At 64.8% G+C, this 16275-nt stretch carries 32 protein-coding genes; 6 read left to right on the top strand and 26 right to left on the bottom strand.

Annotated elements, in window-relative coordinates; translation table 11 throughout:
• Nucleotides 1–30 precede the first annotated feature (30 nt).
• The 23 genes from C8K14_RS16295 to C8K14_RS16190 form a co-directional block, all read right to left on the bottom strand.
• Entirely contained in the window at nt 31–1335 is a 1305-nt protein-coding gene (locus tag C8K14_RS16295; RefSeq protein WP_107717606.1) for a hypothetical protein, read from the bottom strand.
• Nucleotides 1336–1338: 3 nt separating this feature from the next.
• Entirely contained in the window at nt 1339–1692 is a 354-nt protein-coding gene (locus C8K14_RS16290) for a hypothetical protein (protein WP_199223755.1), read from the bottom strand.
• Nucleotides 1693–1808: 116 nt separating this feature from the next.
• The gene (locus C8K14_RS16285; RefSeq protein WP_233251113.1) at nt 1809–2081 is read right to left on the bottom strand and encodes a DUF2829 domain-containing protein; all 273 of its coding nucleotides are present in this window, start codon (nt 2079–2081) and stop codon (nt 1809–1811) included.
• A gap of 34 nt (nt 2082–2115) precedes the next feature.
• The gene (locus C8K14_RS16280) at nt 2116–2529 is read right to left on the bottom strand and encodes a hypothetical protein (RefSeq protein ID WP_108350164.1); all 414 of its coding nucleotides are present in this window, start codon (nt 2527–2529) and stop codon (nt 2116–2118) included.
• Nucleotides 2526–3101, bottom strand: coding sequence for a hypothetical protein (locus C8K14_RS16275; RefSeq protein WP_107717603.1), 576 nt, complete (start codon nt 3099–3101; stop codon nt 2526–2528). The genes C8K14_RS16280 and C8K14_RS16275 overlap by 4 nt, the downstream gene beginning before the upstream one ends.
• Before the next feature lie 15 nt (nt 3102–3116).
• Nucleotides 3117–3734, bottom strand: a complete 618-nt coding sequence (locus tag C8K14_RS16270) for a hypothetical protein (protein WP_199223754.1) — start codon at nt 3732–3734, stop codon at nt 3117–3119.
• Nucleotides 3731–4129 (bottom strand): hypothetical protein, encoded by a 399-nt coding sequence (locus tag C8K14_RS16265; RefSeq protein ID WP_133726853.1) that lies wholly within the window; start codon nt 4127–4129, stop codon nt 3731–3733. Before C8K14_RS16265 ends, C8K14_RS16270 begins: the two co-directional genes overlap by 4 nt.
• On the bottom strand, nt 4086–4379 hold the full coding sequence (locus C8K14_RS16260; protein WP_107717600.1) for a helix-turn-helix domain-containing protein: 294 nt from the start codon (nt 4377–4379) through the stop codon (nt 4086–4088). Before C8K14_RS16260 ends, C8K14_RS16265 begins: the two co-directional genes overlap by 44 nt.
• Nucleotides 4379–4633 carry a DUF2312 domain-containing protein gene (locus tag C8K14_RS16255; RefSeq protein WP_107717597.1) on the bottom strand — a complete coding sequence of 85 codons (255 nt, stop codon included), beginning with the start codon at nt 4631–4633 and terminating at the stop codon, nt 4379–4381. Before C8K14_RS16255 ends, C8K14_RS16260 begins: the two co-directional genes overlap by 1 nt.
• A complete protein-coding gene (locus C8K14_RS16250; RefSeq protein ID WP_107717595.1) occupies nt 4630–4881 on the bottom strand; it encodes a hypothetical protein in 252 nt (83 codons plus the stop codon). Before C8K14_RS16250 ends, C8K14_RS16255 begins: the two co-directional genes overlap by 4 nt.
• A complete protein-coding gene (locus C8K14_RS16245; protein ID WP_107717593.1) occupies nt 4878–5240 on the bottom strand; it encodes a hypothetical protein in 363 nt (120 codons plus the stop codon). The genes C8K14_RS16250 and C8K14_RS16245 overlap by 4 nt, the downstream gene beginning before the upstream one ends.
• Before the next feature lie 11 nt (nt 5241–5251).
• On the bottom strand, nt 5252–5977 hold the full coding sequence (locus C8K14_RS16240; RefSeq protein WP_107717591.1) for a methyltransferase: 726 nt from the start codon (nt 5975–5977) through the stop codon (nt 5252–5254).
• Complete coding sequence (locus tag C8K14_RS16235; protein WP_133726852.1) at nt 5977–6276, bottom strand: hypothetical protein; 300 nt, start codon at nt 6274–6276, stop codon at nt 5977–5979. Before C8K14_RS16235 ends, C8K14_RS16240 begins: the two co-directional genes overlap by 1 nt.
• A 3-nt stretch (nt 6277–6279) precedes the next feature.
• Nucleotides 6280–6564, bottom strand: coding sequence for a hypothetical protein (locus C8K14_RS16230; protein ID WP_107717587.1), 285 nt, complete (start codon nt 6562–6564; stop codon nt 6280–6282).
• Complete coding sequence (locus tag C8K14_RS16225; protein WP_107717585.1) at nt 6561–6872, bottom strand: hypothetical protein; 312 nt, start codon at nt 6870–6872, stop codon at nt 6561–6563. Before C8K14_RS16225 ends, C8K14_RS16230 begins: the two co-directional genes overlap by 4 nt.
• A gap of 4 nt (nt 6873–6876) precedes the next feature.
• On the bottom strand, nt 6877–7128 hold the full coding sequence (locus C8K14_RS16220; protein WP_133726851.1) for a hypothetical protein: 252 nt from the start codon (nt 7126–7128) through the stop codon (nt 6877–6879).
• 168 nt (nt 7129–7296) lie between these two features.
• On the bottom strand, nt 7297–7521 hold the full coding sequence (locus tag C8K14_RS16215) for a hypothetical protein (RefSeq protein WP_107717581.1): 225 nt from the start codon (nt 7519–7521) through the stop codon (nt 7297–7299).
• The gene (locus C8K14_RS23145) at nt 7518–7652 is read right to left on the bottom strand and encodes a hypothetical protein (RefSeq protein WP_255420071.1); all 135 of its coding nucleotides are present in this window, start codon (nt 7650–7652) and stop codon (nt 7518–7520) included. The genes C8K14_RS16215 and C8K14_RS23145 overlap by 4 nt, the downstream gene beginning before the upstream one ends.
• Nucleotides 7649–8020, bottom strand: coding sequence for a hypothetical protein (locus C8K14_RS16210; protein ID WP_107717579.1), 372 nt, complete (start codon nt 8018–8020; stop codon nt 7649–7651). Before C8K14_RS16210 ends, C8K14_RS23145 begins: the two co-directional genes overlap by 4 nt.
• Nucleotides 8017–8313 carry a hypothetical protein gene (locus C8K14_RS16205; RefSeq protein ID WP_133726850.1) on the bottom strand — a complete coding sequence of 99 codons (297 nt, stop codon included), beginning with the start codon at nt 8311–8313 and terminating at the stop codon, nt 8017–8019. The genes C8K14_RS16210 and C8K14_RS16205 overlap by 4 nt, the downstream gene beginning before the upstream one ends.
• Complete coding sequence (locus tag C8K14_RS16200; RefSeq protein ID WP_107717575.1) at nt 8310–8675, bottom strand: hypothetical protein; 366 nt, start codon at nt 8673–8675, stop codon at nt 8310–8312. Before C8K14_RS16200 ends, C8K14_RS16205 begins: the two co-directional genes overlap by 4 nt.
• Nucleotides 8676–8739: 64 nt before the next feature.
• Nucleotides 8740–9075: a hypothetical protein gene (locus tag C8K14_RS16195; RefSeq protein ID WP_107717572.1), complete on the bottom strand. Its 336-nt coding sequence runs from the start codon at nt 9073–9075 to the stop codon at nt 8740–8742.
• On the bottom strand, nt 9072–9437 hold the full coding sequence (locus C8K14_RS16190) for a helix-turn-helix domain-containing protein (protein ID WP_107717570.1): 366 nt from the start codon (nt 9435–9437) through the stop codon (nt 9072–9074). The genes C8K14_RS16195 and C8K14_RS16190 overlap by 4 nt, the downstream gene beginning before the upstream one ends.
• On the opposite strand from C8K14_RS16190, the gene C8K14_RS23140 reads away from it, so the two are divergent.
• From C8K14_RS23140 to C8K14_RS16160, 6 genes are read left to right on the top strand one after another with little or no spacing between them, the layout of a single operon-like run.
• The gene (locus C8K14_RS23140; protein WP_107717569.1) at nt 9431–9751 is read left to right on the top strand and encodes a helix-turn-helix domain-containing protein; all 321 of its coding nucleotides are present in this window, start codon (nt 9431–9433) and stop codon (nt 9749–9751) included. The two genes, C8K14_RS16190 and C8K14_RS23140, sit on opposite strands and share 7 nt — an antisense overlap.
• Before the next feature lie 2 nt (nt 9752–9753).
• Nucleotides 9754–10011 carry a hypothetical protein gene (locus C8K14_RS16180; protein ID WP_107717568.1) on the top strand — a complete coding sequence of 86 codons (258 nt, stop codon included), beginning with the start codon at nt 9754–9756 and terminating at the stop codon, nt 10009–10011.
• On the top strand, nt 10008–11108 hold the full coding sequence (locus C8K14_RS16175; protein WP_107717565.1) for a toprim domain-containing protein: 1101 nt from the start codon (nt 10008–10010) through the stop codon (nt 11106–11108). The genes C8K14_RS16180 and C8K14_RS16175 overlap by 4 nt, the downstream gene beginning before the upstream one ends.
• A complete protein-coding gene (locus tag C8K14_RS16170; protein ID WP_133726849.1) occupies nt 11105–11428 on the top strand; it encodes a hypothetical protein in 324 nt (107 codons plus the stop codon). The genes C8K14_RS16175 and C8K14_RS16170 overlap by 4 nt, the downstream gene beginning before the upstream one ends.
• The gene (locus C8K14_RS22450; RefSeq protein ID WP_133726848.1) at nt 11425–11928 is read left to right on the top strand and encodes a hypothetical protein; all 504 of its coding nucleotides are present in this window, start codon (nt 11425–11427) and stop codon (nt 11926–11928) included. The genes C8K14_RS16170 and C8K14_RS22450 overlap by 4 nt, the downstream gene beginning before the upstream one ends.
• On the top strand, nt 11925–13919 hold the full coding sequence (locus C8K14_RS16160) for a hypothetical protein (RefSeq protein ID WP_107717559.1): 1995 nt from the start codon (nt 11925–11927) through the stop codon (nt 13917–13919). Before C8K14_RS22450 ends, C8K14_RS16160 begins: the two co-directional genes overlap by 4 nt.
• A gap of 113 nt (nt 13920–14032) precedes the next feature.
• On the opposite strand, the gene C8K14_RS16155 is transcribed toward C8K14_RS16160, so the two are convergent.
• Genes C8K14_RS16155 through C8K14_RS22445 form a run of 3 tightly spaced genes read right to left on the bottom strand, consistent with a single transcriptional unit; the run spans nt 14033 to nt 15814 of the window.
• On the bottom strand, nt 14033–14377 hold the full coding sequence (locus C8K14_RS16155) for a hypothetical protein (RefSeq protein ID WP_107717557.1): 345 nt from the start codon (nt 14375–14377) through the stop codon (nt 14033–14035).
• Nucleotides 14378–14437: 60 nt separating this feature from the next.
• Complete coding sequence (locus tag C8K14_RS16150) at nt 14438–15355, bottom strand: ArdC family protein (RefSeq protein WP_107717556.1); 918 nt, start codon at nt 15353–15355, stop codon at nt 14438–14440.
• A 3-nt stretch (nt 15356–15358) separates the two neighbouring features.
• Nucleotides 15359–15814, bottom strand: a complete 456-nt coding sequence (locus tag C8K14_RS22445; protein ID WP_133726847.1) for a hypothetical protein — start codon at nt 15812–15814, stop codon at nt 15359–15361.
• Nucleotides 15815–16275 lie beyond the last annotated feature (461 nt).

The following is a 16275-nucleotide window of genomic DNA, read 5'->3' as shown; positions in this document are numbered from 1 at the left end:
TAAGCCGACGCCAGCTTGTCTTTGCCGCGCTCATGCGCGTTGCTCCCTGGCTTCGTCATCCTTGGCCTGGCGCGCCGTGGCCAGCGCGATCGCGCGGGCGGCGCGGCCGGTGGTGCGGGGCATGTAGGTTTTGAGGATGCGTTGGGTGTCGTCGATATCGTGGCCGGTGATCGCCGCGATCAGGTGGGCATCGAGGCCCAGCTCGCCCAGGTAGACCACGCAGGTGCGGCGCAGGTCGCGGTATTGCAGGGTGGCGAGTTCCTTGGCCAGGTCGTTGTCCTGGTCGTATTCCGCCTGGACGATGGCCCACTCGCGCACCTCTGCGAAATCGCGCTGGAAGCGGGTTTGCCCGGCCTGGCCGGCATAGGTCGCGGCGGGATCGCCGGCGACGTGGCGCGTGTCATCCAGGATGACCATGGCGCTGCCCAGCGCCTGCGCCGTGGCGATGTTGCTTTCGATGGCCCAGCGGACAAGGCCGGTGACGGGGATTTCGATCCATGCCCCGGTCTTGGCCTGGCGCACACGGATGCCGCGCACCACGCCATCGGGCGCGAGGGCGCGCAGCGTGGCGTGGTCTTCGGGCTGCATCTTGTGTTCGGGGATCGGCGCATAGTGGCGCTGGGTCATCGCCAGATAGTCTGCCTCGCGCTGGCCGGTGGCGAAGCCCAGCATGATCGCCAGGGCCATGGATGGCATGCCCAGCTCATAGGCGGCAAGGATCATGCCCTCGCGCGCGGCGGGGGACCATATCACGTCGCGCGGAGGCGGTGCGGACAGGCCGAAGCTGGCGAACGGGTTGCTGCCCTTGGCGATCAAGTCCTCGCTTTCGGCAAAGGCAAAGACCTGGCGGCCCTGTTTCAGGGTGCTGTGCGCGGCGTGGTGGCCGATGCCGCCCTTGCTTTCCGGCGCGGTCATCGCCTTGCGCAGCGCCTTGACGCGCGCCGGCGTGATATAGGCGAGCGGGAAGGCGCCGGCCCAGGCGTTGAGCCGCTTGAGCGCGGTGCGATAGGTGCGCGCGGTGGAGCGGGCGATGATGAATTCGCCGCGGTCGTTCTTGGCGTCGACAAATTCCTTCTCGTAGCGCGACAGCAGGTGGCCGAAAGTGCCGGCCTTCTCGCGCTTCTTCACCTCGCGCGGCTTGGCGCCGCCGGTTTTCCACGCTTCGACTTCCTCGTTGCGCTTTTCGGCGGCGGCCATGGCGGCGGTGCGATCCTTGCCCAGGGCGATGGCTTTCCATCCGGCCTTGGCCAGGGTAGCGCTGGGTTGCCAGTACCAGCTGGTAATGCCGGCGGTGTTGGTCCTGCCGACAAGGCAGGCGATGCGGATCTGCGCCATGGGTCAGTCCTCGCTGGTGAGGCCGAGTGCGCGGGCGGCTTGCGCCACGCGCTGGGGATCGGCCTTGGGCTTGCGCCTGGATGCGTTGCCATCGTGGCGTGGCGGCGTGGCCTGCGCTTCGGTGCGGTTGGCGGCGAAGGCGGGGTGCAGGCGCTGTTCGAGCTTGCGGCAGTGATCGGCGTGGGCGATCAGCGCCTTGCTGATATCCTCGAGCCAGCCTTCGTGGATGCGGCTTTGGCCCGACGTGAGACGGAAAATCGTGCGTTCGGTTACGCCAAGCTGCTGTGCGACCGTGCGTGGGCCGCCAAGTGCCTCAACGGCTTCTGTGAAAATTTCGCGCTGAGTCTCAATGTCCATCGGACGGGCCCTTTCTGACCATCGGGCCGGCCCATGCCAGCGCCTGAAAAAGCTATGACTCGAAAAGGGGCCGCCGGTCAACGGGCCTGTGTTCCGGCGGCCAGGCTGGGGATTGGTTAGGCGGTGACTTCCTGCCAATCATCGGCCAGGATATCGGTCTGGCTTGCAACCCAGGGAACCACATCGCCCTGTGCAGTGCTCATGGCGATGTATTCACGGTATGGGATCATCGCATCTTCGCCGGCCCATGCCTTGGCGGCGCCGCGTTGCGCTGGGTAAGATGCTGCCGGCACGAGATAGATAAACATCCCTTTGCCGTTCCAACCCTGGCGGGCGACCCGTTTCGGACCTTGCCGCATGGTCGCGATTGCTTCACCGAAATTCATCATCTTTCCTTGAATGCCGGGAGCCGCCGGCGCGGGTTCAGAAAGGGATATCGTCGTCGTTGAGCGGCATGCGGCTGCGCCAATTGGCGATCGCCATCTGGCAAAACTCCGGCCCTGCCTTGCGCGCGGTTTCTTCCAACTCGCCCTGCGCTTCGAGGCTGGTTGCCAGCTTGGGGTTGCGCTCGAGCAGGGTGAACAACCACTGGTCGCGCAAGTAGCCGTTGCCGCAATGCCAATCGTATTCGGGCGGCCGTTCGGCCTTTGGCTCCGATTCGGGGAGGCGATCGCGCAGAATGTCGAGCAGCGCGTCGTGTGCTTTCCGCGGGATCATAATCCACATGGAGCCGTACATGACGCCGATCGAACCGTCGCCGCTTTCGGTGATGTGAAAATCGGCGATAGGCAAGCCGTCCTCGCTTGGACGATTGGTGAGTGAAAAGAGGTTTATCATAGGGCCAATTGCTCCTGCGGTTGGGCGCCGTGGCGGGCGGTGGTGACCTGGTGGACGTGTTCCCACCATGCGGCGCGGCATTCGGTGTCGGCCGGGTCGGTGGGCTCGATCGACATGCCTTTGCCGAACGGGGGGCGGCGGCCGAAGGCGTCGTGCCAGTCGAAACCTTCGTCATAGATATCGGCCAGGGCGGTGAGGCGATCGGTGCGCTGGCGCGCTTCGTCCGGGTCGAGCTGCGCGGCGGCGATCCACTTGGGATAGAGGCGGGCGCGGCGGTCCAACTCGCGCGTGATGCCCTGCCGGCGATCGGTCCAGGTGAAGCCCAGCGTGTGGCGTTGCGCCGGCATGGGGCCGATCGGCGGCTGCGCGGTCCAGTCGCGCCAGCGCCGCAGATCGGCCGCCCATGCCTCGCACAAGCGCTGCTCGAGCGCGGCGGCATCGGCGGTGAGGCGCATGGTCTGGACCATCTTGGGATAGGTGGCCAAGCGCGATGCGGCCTCGCGCTCGATCTCTGCCAGCACGTGGGCGGCGGTGATCGCGGGGAAGCGGGTGGAGGGCGGCGCGGGGGTCATGCTGACTTGCCCTGTTCAGCGGCCATGCCGCGCGCGATCGACAAGAGCAAATCGCGAAAAAGGGGGGGGCGTAGCTTCGCGAACCTGCGTTTTGCGCTTGCCGCCGATCGCCGCCATGACGCCGATCCGGCGCGCTTTTTCGTAACCATAGCGATCTATGGCATACGCGGGCAGGCGCTGTGGTGAGCGGCCCCAAATCATTTCCGGGAGATAGGCGCTACGGGCGTAAAGCCATGTCGGCTTTCGGCTGAAATGGCCATAATGGCCCTGTTCTACCTGGCATGTATAGCCGCCGAAATCGTCTGCCGGAGTCCAACCTTCGGATCGGGGTGGTTTGAGGCCGAACCACTTCCACGCCTTGGAATCCTTCGGATGCTCGAGGACGCCGCCGTAATTTCGCACAGCCGTGAGGGCGACGGCGAAGCAGCCGAAGTCCTCACCAAGGCGATATTGGTTGGGCTTCCGGGTCGAGCCCGTAGCAAATCGCCCCCAGCGACCACAAGGTGAATGGCAAACGACGGGCCAAGGCCCGGTGTAGTTCCGGGCGTCGCGTTCGATCGGCCAAGGCTCAACGCCTTCAAGGCCGAAATAGGCGCCATCGGTTTCAACAAACAAGGCGGCCACTTTGATCACGCGGCGATCCTTTGTTCACGATAGCGGGCGAGCAGGTAGGCCGGAGGCACGTCGGCCCATCCACGGTTGCGCATCTGGTCTTCGTAGCGGGCCGGCCAAGTTTCGATGCGGCGCTGGCGGCGGGCGAGGCGGCGGGCTTTGAGGGCGAGCTGGGCGATGCGGGTTTCCAGCCCGGGCGGGATGAAGTTGGCGCGGGCGTCGACCAGTTGCGCGAGGCGGCGGCGGGCAGCCGCGTGTTCGGCGGCGATGCGGGCGGTGTATTCGGCCAGCCACGCATTATCGATCTCGATCGGCGGATAGTGGGAGCCAGCGCAGATATCGCCGGCGACGTGATGCAGGCGCACGGTGTTATCAGCGCGCAGGAACTGCTTTCGTCCACAAATCTGGCAGTGCATGGGGGTTCTCCACTTGGGTGACCGTGCGAAGGGTGGTGAGCAAGGCGGCGGCGGCCTTGGCGATCTGCTGGCGATCGCGGGCGTCGTCATCGAGGCCGTAGATGACCTTGCGCACGCGGCTTAGGCTGATGCCCAGGGCGGTAGCGATCTCGCGCGGTTTCAGGCCCGCATCGAGCTGGTCAAGGATCTGTTCCTCGCGCACCCGCGACTTGTGGCGCGGCGGCTGATTGGACCTGTAACCGCGCGCCATCAGTCGAGCCCCAGCGCGTTTTTATAGACGTCCAGGACCGCTTCCATTTCGCGGCGGTTGTCGGGCGGCATGGCGCGCAGGCGCACGATCTGGCGCATGATCTTGGCGTCATAGCCGGCCGATTTGGCCTCGCTGTAAACGTCGCGGATATCATCGGCGATGCCCTTCTTTTCCTCTTCGAGGCGCTCGATGCGCTCGACCAGCTGGCGAAGGCGTTCGTCGCCGGCGGTGCTGTTGTGGCCGGCGGTGGTCATGCGACCGAATCCCGCACGTAGATCGCGCTTTGGCTGGAAGCGCCTGGTTCGGCCGCGCGCCGCCATCCGATCGACGACATTGTTCTCGCGATCGTGGTGCGCGCGGGCATGTCGAACTCAAACGTCTGCGCCAAACGCTGTTCGATCTGTTCAAGCGAAAGCAGCGCATAACCCTCGACGGATCGCCGCAAGGCATCTTTGAGCGCCTTGCGATATTGGATGCGGCCCACAACAACCGCCGCCGTCATGCGCTGGGCCCTTCGACAGGCTCAGGGCGAACGGGGGCGACGATCGGGGCCATCAAAGAGGCGGCGGCCATAGGGTTGGCGCGGGCCCATCCGGTCCATTCGCTGGGGTGGTTGATCACGCCAGCGCGGATCGCGGCGTTGGTGACGCGGTTCATCTGCTGGCCCAGCGTGCGGATGCGCTCGCGCATGTGTTCGTGGGGCTGGCCGGTCCAGCGGTTGATGCGCGGGTCAAAGCCATTGCGCGCCGGGCGGCGGTGCGTCTTGGGGCCGATGCGGTGATGGTGCGCCAGCGAGAAGATATCATCGCTGGCGGATGCAACGCGCTCGCCGGCGGCGAACAGCGCGGTAAGAATCGACATATGTGTGGTCTTCACAGCAACGGTCCTTCCTGTGCGGGGAAAAGGTGGGAATAGTCGGGGTAATCCGCGTCGCGCTCGAGGCGGATGCGTGTGCCGGGGCCGATCCAGCGCTTGCGGGTGTCGTGCTGGCCGGGGCGCCAGATGAAGGCGCTGTAGGCAGTGGCGCTGCTGGCGCGGCGGGGTTGGCCGTGTTCGTCCAGGTTGAACGGATCGGGTGCGCCGGCGCGGATCAGGCGGCCTTTGAGCATGACCACTCTTTCCGAGAAGGCGATCTGCCATGTGGGCGCGCGATCGGGGACGAAAAGGCGTTCGTAGCGGTCGCCGCCTTCATCGAACGCGGTGCGGGCGATGACGGCAACGCCGCGGCGCGCGATCTGCTGGGCGCGCTCGATAAAGCGGGTGCCGACGTTGAACGGCGGGTTGAGGAAAATCCAATCGGGGCTGTGCACCGGCAGTGGCGCATGCTCGTCCAAGAAATCGTAGATGCCGTGATAGTTGCCGTAGCGGAACACGTCGGTGGCATAGACCTGGGCAAAGTATTCACGCATGGGCAGAACCATGTGGTTTTCGCCGCAGCAGGGGTCCCACCCGCGCTGGATTTCCAGCGGCTCGCCCTCGCGCATCAGGAATTCGCACAGGGCGCGCGTGCACCATGGCTGGGTGGGGAAATAGTCGAGGCTGTCGGGCGGCTCGATGCGGCGGGCCATGACGGCGGTGGAGCGGTTGGGGGTGGTCATTACCAGCGCGCCAAATGCATGAGCACGGCTTCGGCGCGGCGCAGATAGACCGTTCTGGCCCACTCCGGGTCATGGTCTTCAAAGTCGCAGGCGATGCAGGTTGCGCTGTTGCAGTCGTCCTGATCGGCTTCTAACCCGCATGTTTCGTCAAAATCGGAGCCGTCGGCCTGGGCGATCACGCGGGCTAACGTTTCAGCATCGGGCTGGCGGCCGGGCTTAAGGCAGTAAAAGACCACAGCGCCGATGCATGCCGCCAACACGCCGGAAACGGTCCCGCCCAATATGGCAAGTGCAAGCATGGTTCACCTCGTGAGGGCGATGGAGACGAGGAACGCGGCCACGCTGGCGCCCAGGAACAGCCATGCGGCGGCGAGACGGTTGATGCGGCGATCGGCGGGGGTGAGCGCGGCCAGGCCTTCGGCATGATCAGGCCGAACGGGGTTTGGCTGGGTGGATGGCGCCGGCGGGGGCGCATCGGGCCGGTCGAGCGGATAGTCTTCGGTGTAGGCCGGGTCATCCATGTCGCGCGAGGCGGCGACGCGCAGATAGAGGTCGCGCTGGGCGGCGTTGAGGCTGCGCGGTTTCATTGTTCACCCCGCTTGGCGAGGGCGCTTTGCAGCATCGGCTGGGCCTGCTGGGCCAGCTGCGCATCAAGGTGATCGGCGGCGCGGATCAGGTGTTCGGCAAGCTGGCGCGCCCCTTGCGGGGTGTGGTCCAAATACATGCCCGAGCGCTCGCAAATCAGCACGATGCGGACATTCGCGCCGTGCGTGGCGATTGCGAATTGCTGTGTCGGGCAAATGTGGTGCCCGCGCCAGCTGGAACACCCGAACTGTGTCGGCGCAATATCCGGGTCGGGCTCCTGAATGAACAGGTGCGGCTTCTCGTCGCTCATGGCTTCACTCTCCGGGAAATTCCGCGTCGATGCGGTCGATCAGGGCCATGGCGACGGCGGCCAGGGCGATGGCGTGGCGGCGCGCGAGGCGCGGCTTGTGGAACTGCACGTATTCGGTGATCGCCAGGCCGCGCTTGGACAGCTCGCGCGCGAAATGGGCGAGCGGCAAAGCGCGGTCTTGCGCGGGCGTGTGGCCGAAGGTGTGAATCTGGCGGTGCCGTTCGGCCAGGATCTCTTCCATGGCGCGCACGGGCACGAAATCTGGTTGTATCGCGCTTTGATCATGTATCGCCGGGGCAGCCGTGACCCGCGTGGATGGATTGGCCGCCCCGGCGTCTTCCCTCTCGCCCGCACCCGAAGGGCCGGTGTTTGCAGCCTGATTTGCGGACGGTGGAAGCTGGGTCATCGCGATAGCTCCGAAAAATCAGAGGGGATCGGTTAGGACGTGGAACAGCACTTTCTTGCCGACGTGGCCGCGCAGGCTGGCCAGGCGCGCATGGCCGCCCGGGCGGCCGGGCGCGGCGTAGCTGAACCGATCGCACTTGCTGACGGGCAGGCGCCGGTGCCAAGAGGTCTTGGCCAGGGCGACCGCCTGGTGCCGCGCAATCTCGCGGAACGGCGCCTGGATCGTGTCGCCCGGCCGGGTCATCCCAGCGACCTCATCAGCAGCTGGCCGACCATTTCCAGGGCCAGATAGAACGCCAGGATCAGCACGACACCGGGCAGGCGATCGGCCGCGAGCATCGCGCGATCGGCGGTGGCGATCAGGCGGCGGATCATGGCGCGGTGCTTTCGCTGGGCAGCGGCCAGACCAGCTCGCCGTTCGCATCAAAAAGACGGCCCCAATTGAGCGTGGCGATGCCAAGGCTGCAGCATGCGGTGATCAGCGCTTCGGCGGCTGCTTGCCCATTAAAATTTGCATCTGCGGCACCGCTGCACCGCCAAAACGTGCGCTCGAGCCAGTCGATGCCTCCGCAAAGGAAGATTAGATGGTTTTTGCCGAGCTGCTTCATGGACAGCTTTACGGGCAGCTGCAGCGCGCTGATGACGATGATTTCGGCATCGCCAACGAAGATGCCTTCGGTCTTAAGGATGCCGAGCGGCTTGATCGGGCTTTCGGGCGAAAGGAAGGGGTTGGCCTCGCTCATTGGACGGTGCTCCCTTGTCCCGTGGCCGCGCGCGCGATCTCGTGCTTCGCTTCCACTGCGCCGCCCAGAGCGCCGGCAAAGCTCAAGGCGAACGCCATGCGCATGCCCTCATGTTCCAGCGCGCCGATCACGGCCGACAGAACTTCGCCTATGATCGCCGTGGCGTCGTTGGCGGCATCGGGATAGCTGGCGCCGGCCTTCTCGCGCTCGTCCATGAACTGTTCGACCACGGCGGACAGCTTCTTGTTCAAGTCGCGCATTTCCGGGGTGTATTGTTGTCGCGGCGCGCTCATGCCCGGCCTCCCCGGATCAGGTGGAGGTGGCTGGCGTTGCCGTCCATGGCGGCGGCGGCTTCGGCCTGGGCCTTGCGGTCGATCGCGGCGGTGGCGTCGGGCGGGAGCCAGCCTTCGATCCACGCTTCGACGGCTGCGCGCGGCCAAGTGCTGGACGTGGTGACGGCGCTGGTGAGTTCGCCGCCCTTGCACATGGCGGGGATCGGCGGCGGGAAATTGTGCTCTTCGATCAGCTTGGTGACATAGGCCACCATGCGGCGGTCGCTGTAGCCATGCTGGCCCAGCTCGCGGCGGATAAACCAAAGATTGACGGTGGTGGCGGCGGGATCATCCGCCGGCTGACGGGGTGCGCGTAAAGCCATGGGGGCCTCCGTTGGGGATCAACGGTGCCCTGAATATTCCTGACGCTTATATTATGTCAATAGCTTATATTTCGGGGTTCGGCGGACCTGCGATCCAGTGATAAACCCCTACCAAAATGGCAAAACTGCCCAGCAAAAAGGGCATATGCGTATCATGCAGTTCGGGAAGGTAATCACCGCAATATCCGCCAGGAAACAGTGTGTAATCGAGCAAGCACAATGCTGCGCCAGCGCAAATAATTAGCGCTGCTCGTTGCTTTATGGTGCGCATAACCACCTCAAAAAGCCTGCGGGGATCGCGAAAAATGGTGTCTTGCGTTGCTTCGTTCAGAACGTTGGCGCCCAGGACCAGTGCGCCCATGGCGATCAGTACGCCGATTACAGAGAAAAAATCCGTCAACGATTTTTCCGGATCGGCTGCACGTTTGAATGGCGGAATTCGGTCAAGGGTTCGGCCACGCGCTTCACCATTTGGCGTTGCTGTTCTTCGGCCTGGCGGAAATTCTGCACAAGCTCGATTTCCTCGGGGTCAAGGCGATGGGGATTATCCTCATCATCCAGCAAATCAGCCGCCGTGACGCCGAAAACGCGGGCAAAAGTGCGCATCCAATCAATGGTCAGTGGCCGCTCGTCGTTTTCGAGCTGGCTTATCGCGGGCTGCGACACGCCGCTTTTGCGCGCCAGCTCGGCCTGGGTGATGCCGGCGCGCTTACGGAGTTCGCGGAGGCGGTTCTTCGGGTGCATCACGTAGATATATGCCATCCACTTATTTTTGGCGCCTGCCTCTTGCTTATGTCCAGCGGAAAAATATAACGGTGCGCAATATATGTGTAACCGAATGGGACGTGTGGACCGTGAAGCTAGCAAACTGGCGGAAAATGCACGGGCTTACGCAGGCTGCGCTGGCTGATGAGCTGGGCTGCTCTCAATCCTATGTCAGCCAGATCGAGCGCGCCGACGATCCGATTGTGCCGGGCAAGGATATCCTTGCGCGGCTGTATGAAATCAGCGGCGGCGATGTGCAGCCGAACGATTTCTATGATCTGCCCGATCTGAATTCGCGCGAGGCCGCCTAGCCATGAGCGCGGGGGGCACCTGGGACCAGCGGCCGGGCGCGCTCGAGGCGACGCGGGGCATCGGCAGCGCGCATGCGATGGCGCGGCACAATGATCTGTTGGGCTGGCATGTGTGGCTTTCGTCTGGCTTCGCGCCGGATGCGGCCTTGCCGGTGCCCAATGCGCGGTGGATGGCCGACCAGCTGCAGCGCGTGGCGGCCGATCTGATCAAGGCGGCCGATGTGGCCGAAGGCAAGCACGCGGCGCAGGTGGTGGAATGACCGGCGCGCCCAAGACCGTTGCCGAAATCGAGCAGCTGCTGCGCGACAACGCCGTGTCGATCGCGCGGCAATGTCTGCCTGGTGGGCGGGAAGAGGGCGGCTATTTTTGCGCCGGGGATCTATCGGGCGGCCGGGGCGGCAGTCTGGTGGTGTATCTCAAGGGCGCCAAACAGGGCCTGTGGCGTGATTACGCGGCCGATGTGGGCGGCGACATGCTCGACCTGATCGAGCAGACCCAGGGGCTGGCCGGCAAGGGCGCCGCCGTGGTTCTGGCCAAGGAATGGCTGGGCATCGATGATGGCTGGGCTGGGCGTGCCACGCAAATCAGCCCGGAAGAACGCGCAGCCCGGGCCCGGCGCCTGGCGGAAATGCAGGCGCGGCGCCAGGCCGAGACGAACGAAGCCAATGCCAAGGCCATCCGTGATGCGCGGGGGCTGTATCTCAATCGCCAAGCGCGGCCGATCGGCGGCACGCCGGCCGAAGCCTATCTGCTGGGTCGTGGCCGCCTGGCCGTGGGTGGCGCATGGCCGGGCGGGCTGAAATTCGACAGCGTGTGGCAAAAAGACACGCGCCAGAAAGAGCCGGCCATGCTGGCGCCGGTCTATCTGCCCAATGGCGATCTGGTGGCGTGCCACCGCACCTATCTGCAGCCGTGCCCCGATCGCGGGTGGACGAAACTGGCCGTGCCCAAGGCCAAGCTGGTGCTGGGGCGGCCGTGGGGCGGGTTCATCCCGATCAGCAAGGGTGCCAGCGGCAAGAGCATGGGCAAGATGACGGCCGACGAAGCCGTGTACATGGCCGAAGGCATCGAAAAATGCCTGGCGATCCGCGAAATCCGGCCGGAATTTCGCATCGTGGCCGGCGTGACCCTGGGCAACATGGGGGCGATCGTGTTCCCGCCGCATGTGCGGCGCCTGGTGATCGTGGCCGATCGTGACGACAACGACAGGGCGGTGACTGCGCTGGAACGCGCGGTGGCGGCGCAGCAATCGCGGATTGGCGATGTGCGCCTGGTGTTTCCGCCCCAGCCTTACAAGGACATTGACGAATGGGTGGATGCGGCGCGGGCGCAGGCCCGGCAGGCGGGCGCGGCATGAGCGCGGATTGGGAAGATTTTACCGAGCGCCAGCTCGATGTGCTGCTGGCGCTCGATTTCGCGATGCCAGTGCATGAGGGATATGCGCGGTTTCGCCTGCGGTTGCCGGGCGCCTCGATCAGCGCGCTTGTGGGCCGCGGCTTGGTACGGCGACACTTTTACGTCGAAAATCCTGATCTACCGGGCATCCCCTTTCTAACCTTGTCGAAAGAGGGCGAGCGTGTGCGGCGCAGCTGGATACGCTGGTGCCAAAGAGTGCGCGATAAGGTCGGATCAGTTCCGCCCGGCCTGATGCAGCGGGCAGTGGAGGCACGGCCGTGAGCGCGGGCATGTTCTTTCGTGCCAGCGTACGGCGCGCGGCGGTTTTGCCGCCGGTGTGGCTGGGGCGTGGTGCTGGCGCCCTTCGACAGGCTCAGGGCGAACGGGAGGCCGGCGCGATGCGCGAGGGCCTTCGACAGGCTCAGCCCGAACGGGAAGCGGAAATTGAATTGCCGGCGGCGGTCCTCCCGTCCCCTGTCACCGGCAAGCCTGGGCCGGTCGCACTACCCCCTGCCGTGCCGGCCCAGGCAACCCCCGCCCGTGCGCGCACGGCGCCGGCGGCGCGCCTGGCGTTGCCCAAGGCTTCGGAAATGGAAACGCGGGCGGCGCGGTGGCGCAGTGGCGCTTCGACAGGCTCAGCGCGAACGGATGAAGCGGAAGTGCTGCCGGTGGTGGGTGAGGATGGCAAGGCATTCTGCTGGCGATGCGATGCGCGGGTGCCGACGTGGTTTTCGCGTGACTGCATCAGCGGCGATTGCACGCTGCGGAAGGCCGGGCTGTGAGCGCGGTTCCCCACGATGATGATCCGCTGGCGGCGATCGGCGCGGCGCTGGATAATCCGGCGCCGGCGCCGGCGCTGGCTGAACAGGGCGAGCGGGTGGACGATGGCGATGACGACGGCGACGATGATTATCGCTGGCCGCTGGATGCGCCGATCGTGCCGCTGGGCGCATCGAGCGGGCTGGATGGTTCGCAGCGGTGCTATTACCTCAACACCAACGGCGAAATCGTCAGTCTGGAAGCGGGCAACAAGCACGGCAAGAACAACCTGGTGCACCTGTTCGGCGCCAAGGCGAAGTTCCTGGAAAGCGAATGGCCGCAATGGTCGAAACCGGGCAAGGAACAGATCAACGGCAAGTGGGTGGAAACCACGCCGGCGCGGATCGTCGGTTTCGACCAGGCTAAGGCCAGTCGCGCGATGATCATGGAATGCAGCCGGCGCGGGATCTTTGATCCGGCCGGGCGGCTGCGCGGGCGCGGTGCGCACCGGCTGACCGGGGGCGGCCTGGTGATCCACTATGGCGATCAGCTGGGCGTGCTGCAGCCCAAGGTAAACGGCGAGCTTAAGCCGCTGTCATTTGCGCCAGCGCCGCTGCTGCGAGACGGATTTGTCTATCCGGCCGGCGTGCCATTGCCCCGACCCTGGCCAAAATCGGTCCCGCCCACGGCGGCGATCACCGTCCAAAAGCTGCTGGAAACGTGGAACTGGAAACGGCCGTCGCTCGATCCGGTGCTGCTGCTGGGCGCGATCGGGCAGGGCTATATCGGTGGGGCGCTGCCGTGGCGATCGAACGTGTGGATCACCGGGGGGCGTGGCACGGGCAAATCGACGCTGAACGGGCGGCCCGATGAAGGACAGGGCATCATTGCCCAGCTCTATGGCGAAGCCCTGTTCCGCACCGGCAACACCAGTGCCGCGGCGATCCGGCAAAGCCTGAAAAACTCGACCGTGCCGGTGATGATCGATGAAGCCGAGGCGAGCGGCGACAATCGCAAGATCACCGAAGTGGTGGAGCTGGCGCGCGTGGCCTCGTCTGGTGACAAGATGCACCGGGGCGGGCAGGATCACAGCGCCCACGAATTCACGCTGCAATCGCCGTTCTGGTTCAGCTCCATCAACATGCCGCCGCTGGAAGGTTCCGACCGATCGCGGCTTGCCATCCTGGAACTCCGGCCGTTCAAGCCCGGCACGGCGATGCCGGATTTCGGCAAATACAATTTCGCGGATCTGGGCAAGCAGCTGCACCGCCGCATGATCGATGCCTGGCCGATCCTGGCCGAGTGCAAGAGCGCCTATCATCGGGCGCTTGCGGCTGCTGGGCACGATGGGCGCGCCTGTGACCAGTTTGGCACGTTGCTCGCCTGCGCATGGATGCTGCTGAACGACGAATTGCCGGATGAGGAGACCGTGCATTTCTGGGCTGGGCTGTGCGCACCGCAGCGCCTGGCCGAAGTGTCGGACGCGATCAGCGATGAAGAGGCGTGCGTCAACCGGCTGATGACCGAACTGGTGCAGCCGCGCGGGCGGGATAGCCGCGAGGCGGTTTCGGAGCTGCTGGGGCGGTGGGTTCAGGAAAAGGTGGCGGCCAGCGCGGGAACTCTCTCCGATGCGTTCTCGAGCGAACGGAATAAGGAGCTGTATCTCGAGCAGCTGGGCCTGAAAGTGGTCAACGCGAAGTTCAAGGGCGATGGCAGGTGGGGCGCGGAATCCTATATGCCCAAGGCTGCGCCGGGGTTCCTGGCGATTGCCAATGCGCACCGCCAGCTGGACGAAATCTTTGACGGGTCGCGCTGGCAGAAGGGCACCTGGCGCCAGACGATGGCGCGGCTCGATCACGCGATACCGACCACCACGAAATTCGCCGGGCATCCGATCCGGTGCGTGCTGGTGCCGCTCTATCACCTGATGGATGAAAGCGAATTGCCCGATCTGTGCCGGCGCGAGGCGGTGGCGCAGTGGATGGCAGAGCAGACCGGCGAGGCGGGGGCGTGAATCGAGGCGCACGCTCTCCCTTGCCGCGCGGCGTGGCCTGGTGCGGGCCGCGCATGCGAGACGGCCGGCGCGCGGGAGGGGAAGCCCGGGCGCCGGCCGTTGGTGTGGGTAAGTTAATCGCCAGCGGTAAGGTTGGTCACCTTTACGGAGCCGACAAATTCGCAATCGCGCTCGACCGCCTCGATGACCTCTTGATCTTGACCGTCTTGGACAATGGCAACCGCCTCCGATCCATCAATATCAACTCGATAGACGGTGTAATGATTTTCGCCTCCGAGGCGGTAATTGATTTCATAGCTAAAATCATCGGGGTTGTAGCCAATACTGGCGTTCAGACAGCGCGCGGCATCAATGATCGCATCGTCACCATGCGCGGCGCTCGTATCAAAGCCCACGAGATCAGCTGTATCTGCAAAAATAAAGCCGCTTTCGTTATCGATCAAAATATAACGTGCCATGATGATTCTCCGAGGTGCTTGGGGAAGATGCGCGCCGGCGTGGGGCCGGCGCAAGGGGGATTAGGCGGCCTGCGCCAGTTCGGCGGCGCCGGCGTTGGCCAGGACCATATCGGCTGCTGCCTGGGCAAGACTGGCAGCCTTGAAGATGGCGCGCTTGTCGTTGCGCAGGGCCTTGAGCCAGCTGCCGATATAGGCGGCGTGGTTGTCGATGTGCTCGCCAAGGATGCCCAGCTGCGCGCCGACGAAGGCCGCGCCGATCTCTGCCACGAGTTCTTCGGCCGCGTAATCCTTGCTGCCGAATTGACCGGTGAAATTGCGGCCCAGGCGGCTCTTGTGGCCCGTCCAGTGGCACAGTTCGTGCGCGAGGGTGGCGAGGTATCCGCCAGCGCTGTGGAAGCGCTCGAAATCGGGCATTTGCACCGTGTCAGGGCCGGGCGCGTAGAACGCGCGGTCACCGCCCTCGATGATCGTGGCGCCGCAGCTGCGCAGCGCGGTTTCGGCGGCAAGGTCGCGTTCGTTGCGCAGGCCGGGCAGGCTGGCCGGCGCCGCCGCGATCGGCGCGGCCGGGCGATAGCGTTCGGGCAGGTTATCGATCTGCGCGACGTTGAACACGGTATAGCTGCGGATGCACGGCACCTGGTGGTCTTCGTCCTGGCCCGTGGTGGGGTTTTCCTTGGTCATGGTCAGCGCCTTAAAGAACACGATCGCAGTGCCCTTTTCGCCCTTGCGGACGTTCGCGCCCAGTTCCTTGGCCTGGTTGAAAGTCATCCACGTGTCGGCGTGATAGCCGCGTTCCTGGGCGGTCAGCCAGAGCAACAGGACGTTGATGCCGCGATAGTGTTCGCCGGTTACGCGGCGCGGCAGGGGCGGCAGGCTGGCGCCATCGCGCACCCAATCCATGCGCCAGGGGCGAATGCCCGCTTCGAGCTTGGCGATGATCTGCGCGGTGATCGCTTCGTAGGCGTCGAACTTTGCCATGGTTCAGGCCTCCATCGCTTCGATGCGAAAAACGCTGTGACCATAGGTGCCCGGCACGCTCGGCAGGTGGATAACGCGGCCGGAATTTTCCAGCGCGATGAAAATCGCCAAGCCAGCTGCTGGGGCTTGCGGATCTTCGCCTGCAATCTCTGCGAAGATGCGCCAGCTGTATCCGCCGGAGATTTCGCCTTTGGCGTTAGCGCAGCTCGCCAGATAGGCGGCGGCGCGATCAAGGGTGGTAATGTCAAAGCAGGGCTTGCGCATCGATCCGGTCCTTTCTCGACCATCGGGCTGGCCCATGCCAGCGCCGTTTGTGTGTCCTATTATTATGACACAAAAAACATTGTCAATACGGTTCTGAAAAGAAATTTCGGTGCGCCCTTTAGCCTGCTTGCGATTGCAGCACTGGCCCGCGCAAAGCGGGCCGGTGCGGTGCGCAATCGCCTGCATTTCAGCCACCTAGCGCCGTGTGTGGTGTCTGGCGCAGCGGCGCCGGTGGCGCCTATGCACGGCCGCAGCGGCGCCGCAGGCGTCGCGGTGCGCGGCCGTTCGCTCTGTCTCTCCCGCGCTCGCACCACGCACCCTGGCCCGTTGATTCGCGCCATCACCTTGGCTTTGCCCTTGCCCCGGCCCGTGGGGGATGTCATGAAGTTGGCGCGCCAGCTGCCCGATGCCGGTGGGTCCGGGGTGGCAGTTGCAGGCGCAACCGCGCTGCAACTGGTGTGCAACCAGCAAGCGCATGTTTTTCAAGCACAATTTTTGGCAGTTGCGCAGTTGCGCGCCCTCGCCTCGCGTCATGTGCGCCTGTGCGTGTACGCGTGCACACATGCGCACATATGCGCGCGCGACACTGCAACTCTGCAACTGTCATATATTACCTATGTATATCATAAGGTTATGAGTTGCAGCGCGGTTGCAGC

The sequence above is a fragment of the Novosphingobium sp. GV079 genome, assembly GCF_003058045.1.
GTDB classification, from domain to species: Bacteria; Pseudomonadota; Alphaproteobacteria; order Sphingomonadales; family Sphingomonadaceae; genus Novosphingobium; species Novosphingobium capsulatum.
This window is presented reverse-complemented; position numbering and strand designations above follow the sequence as displayed.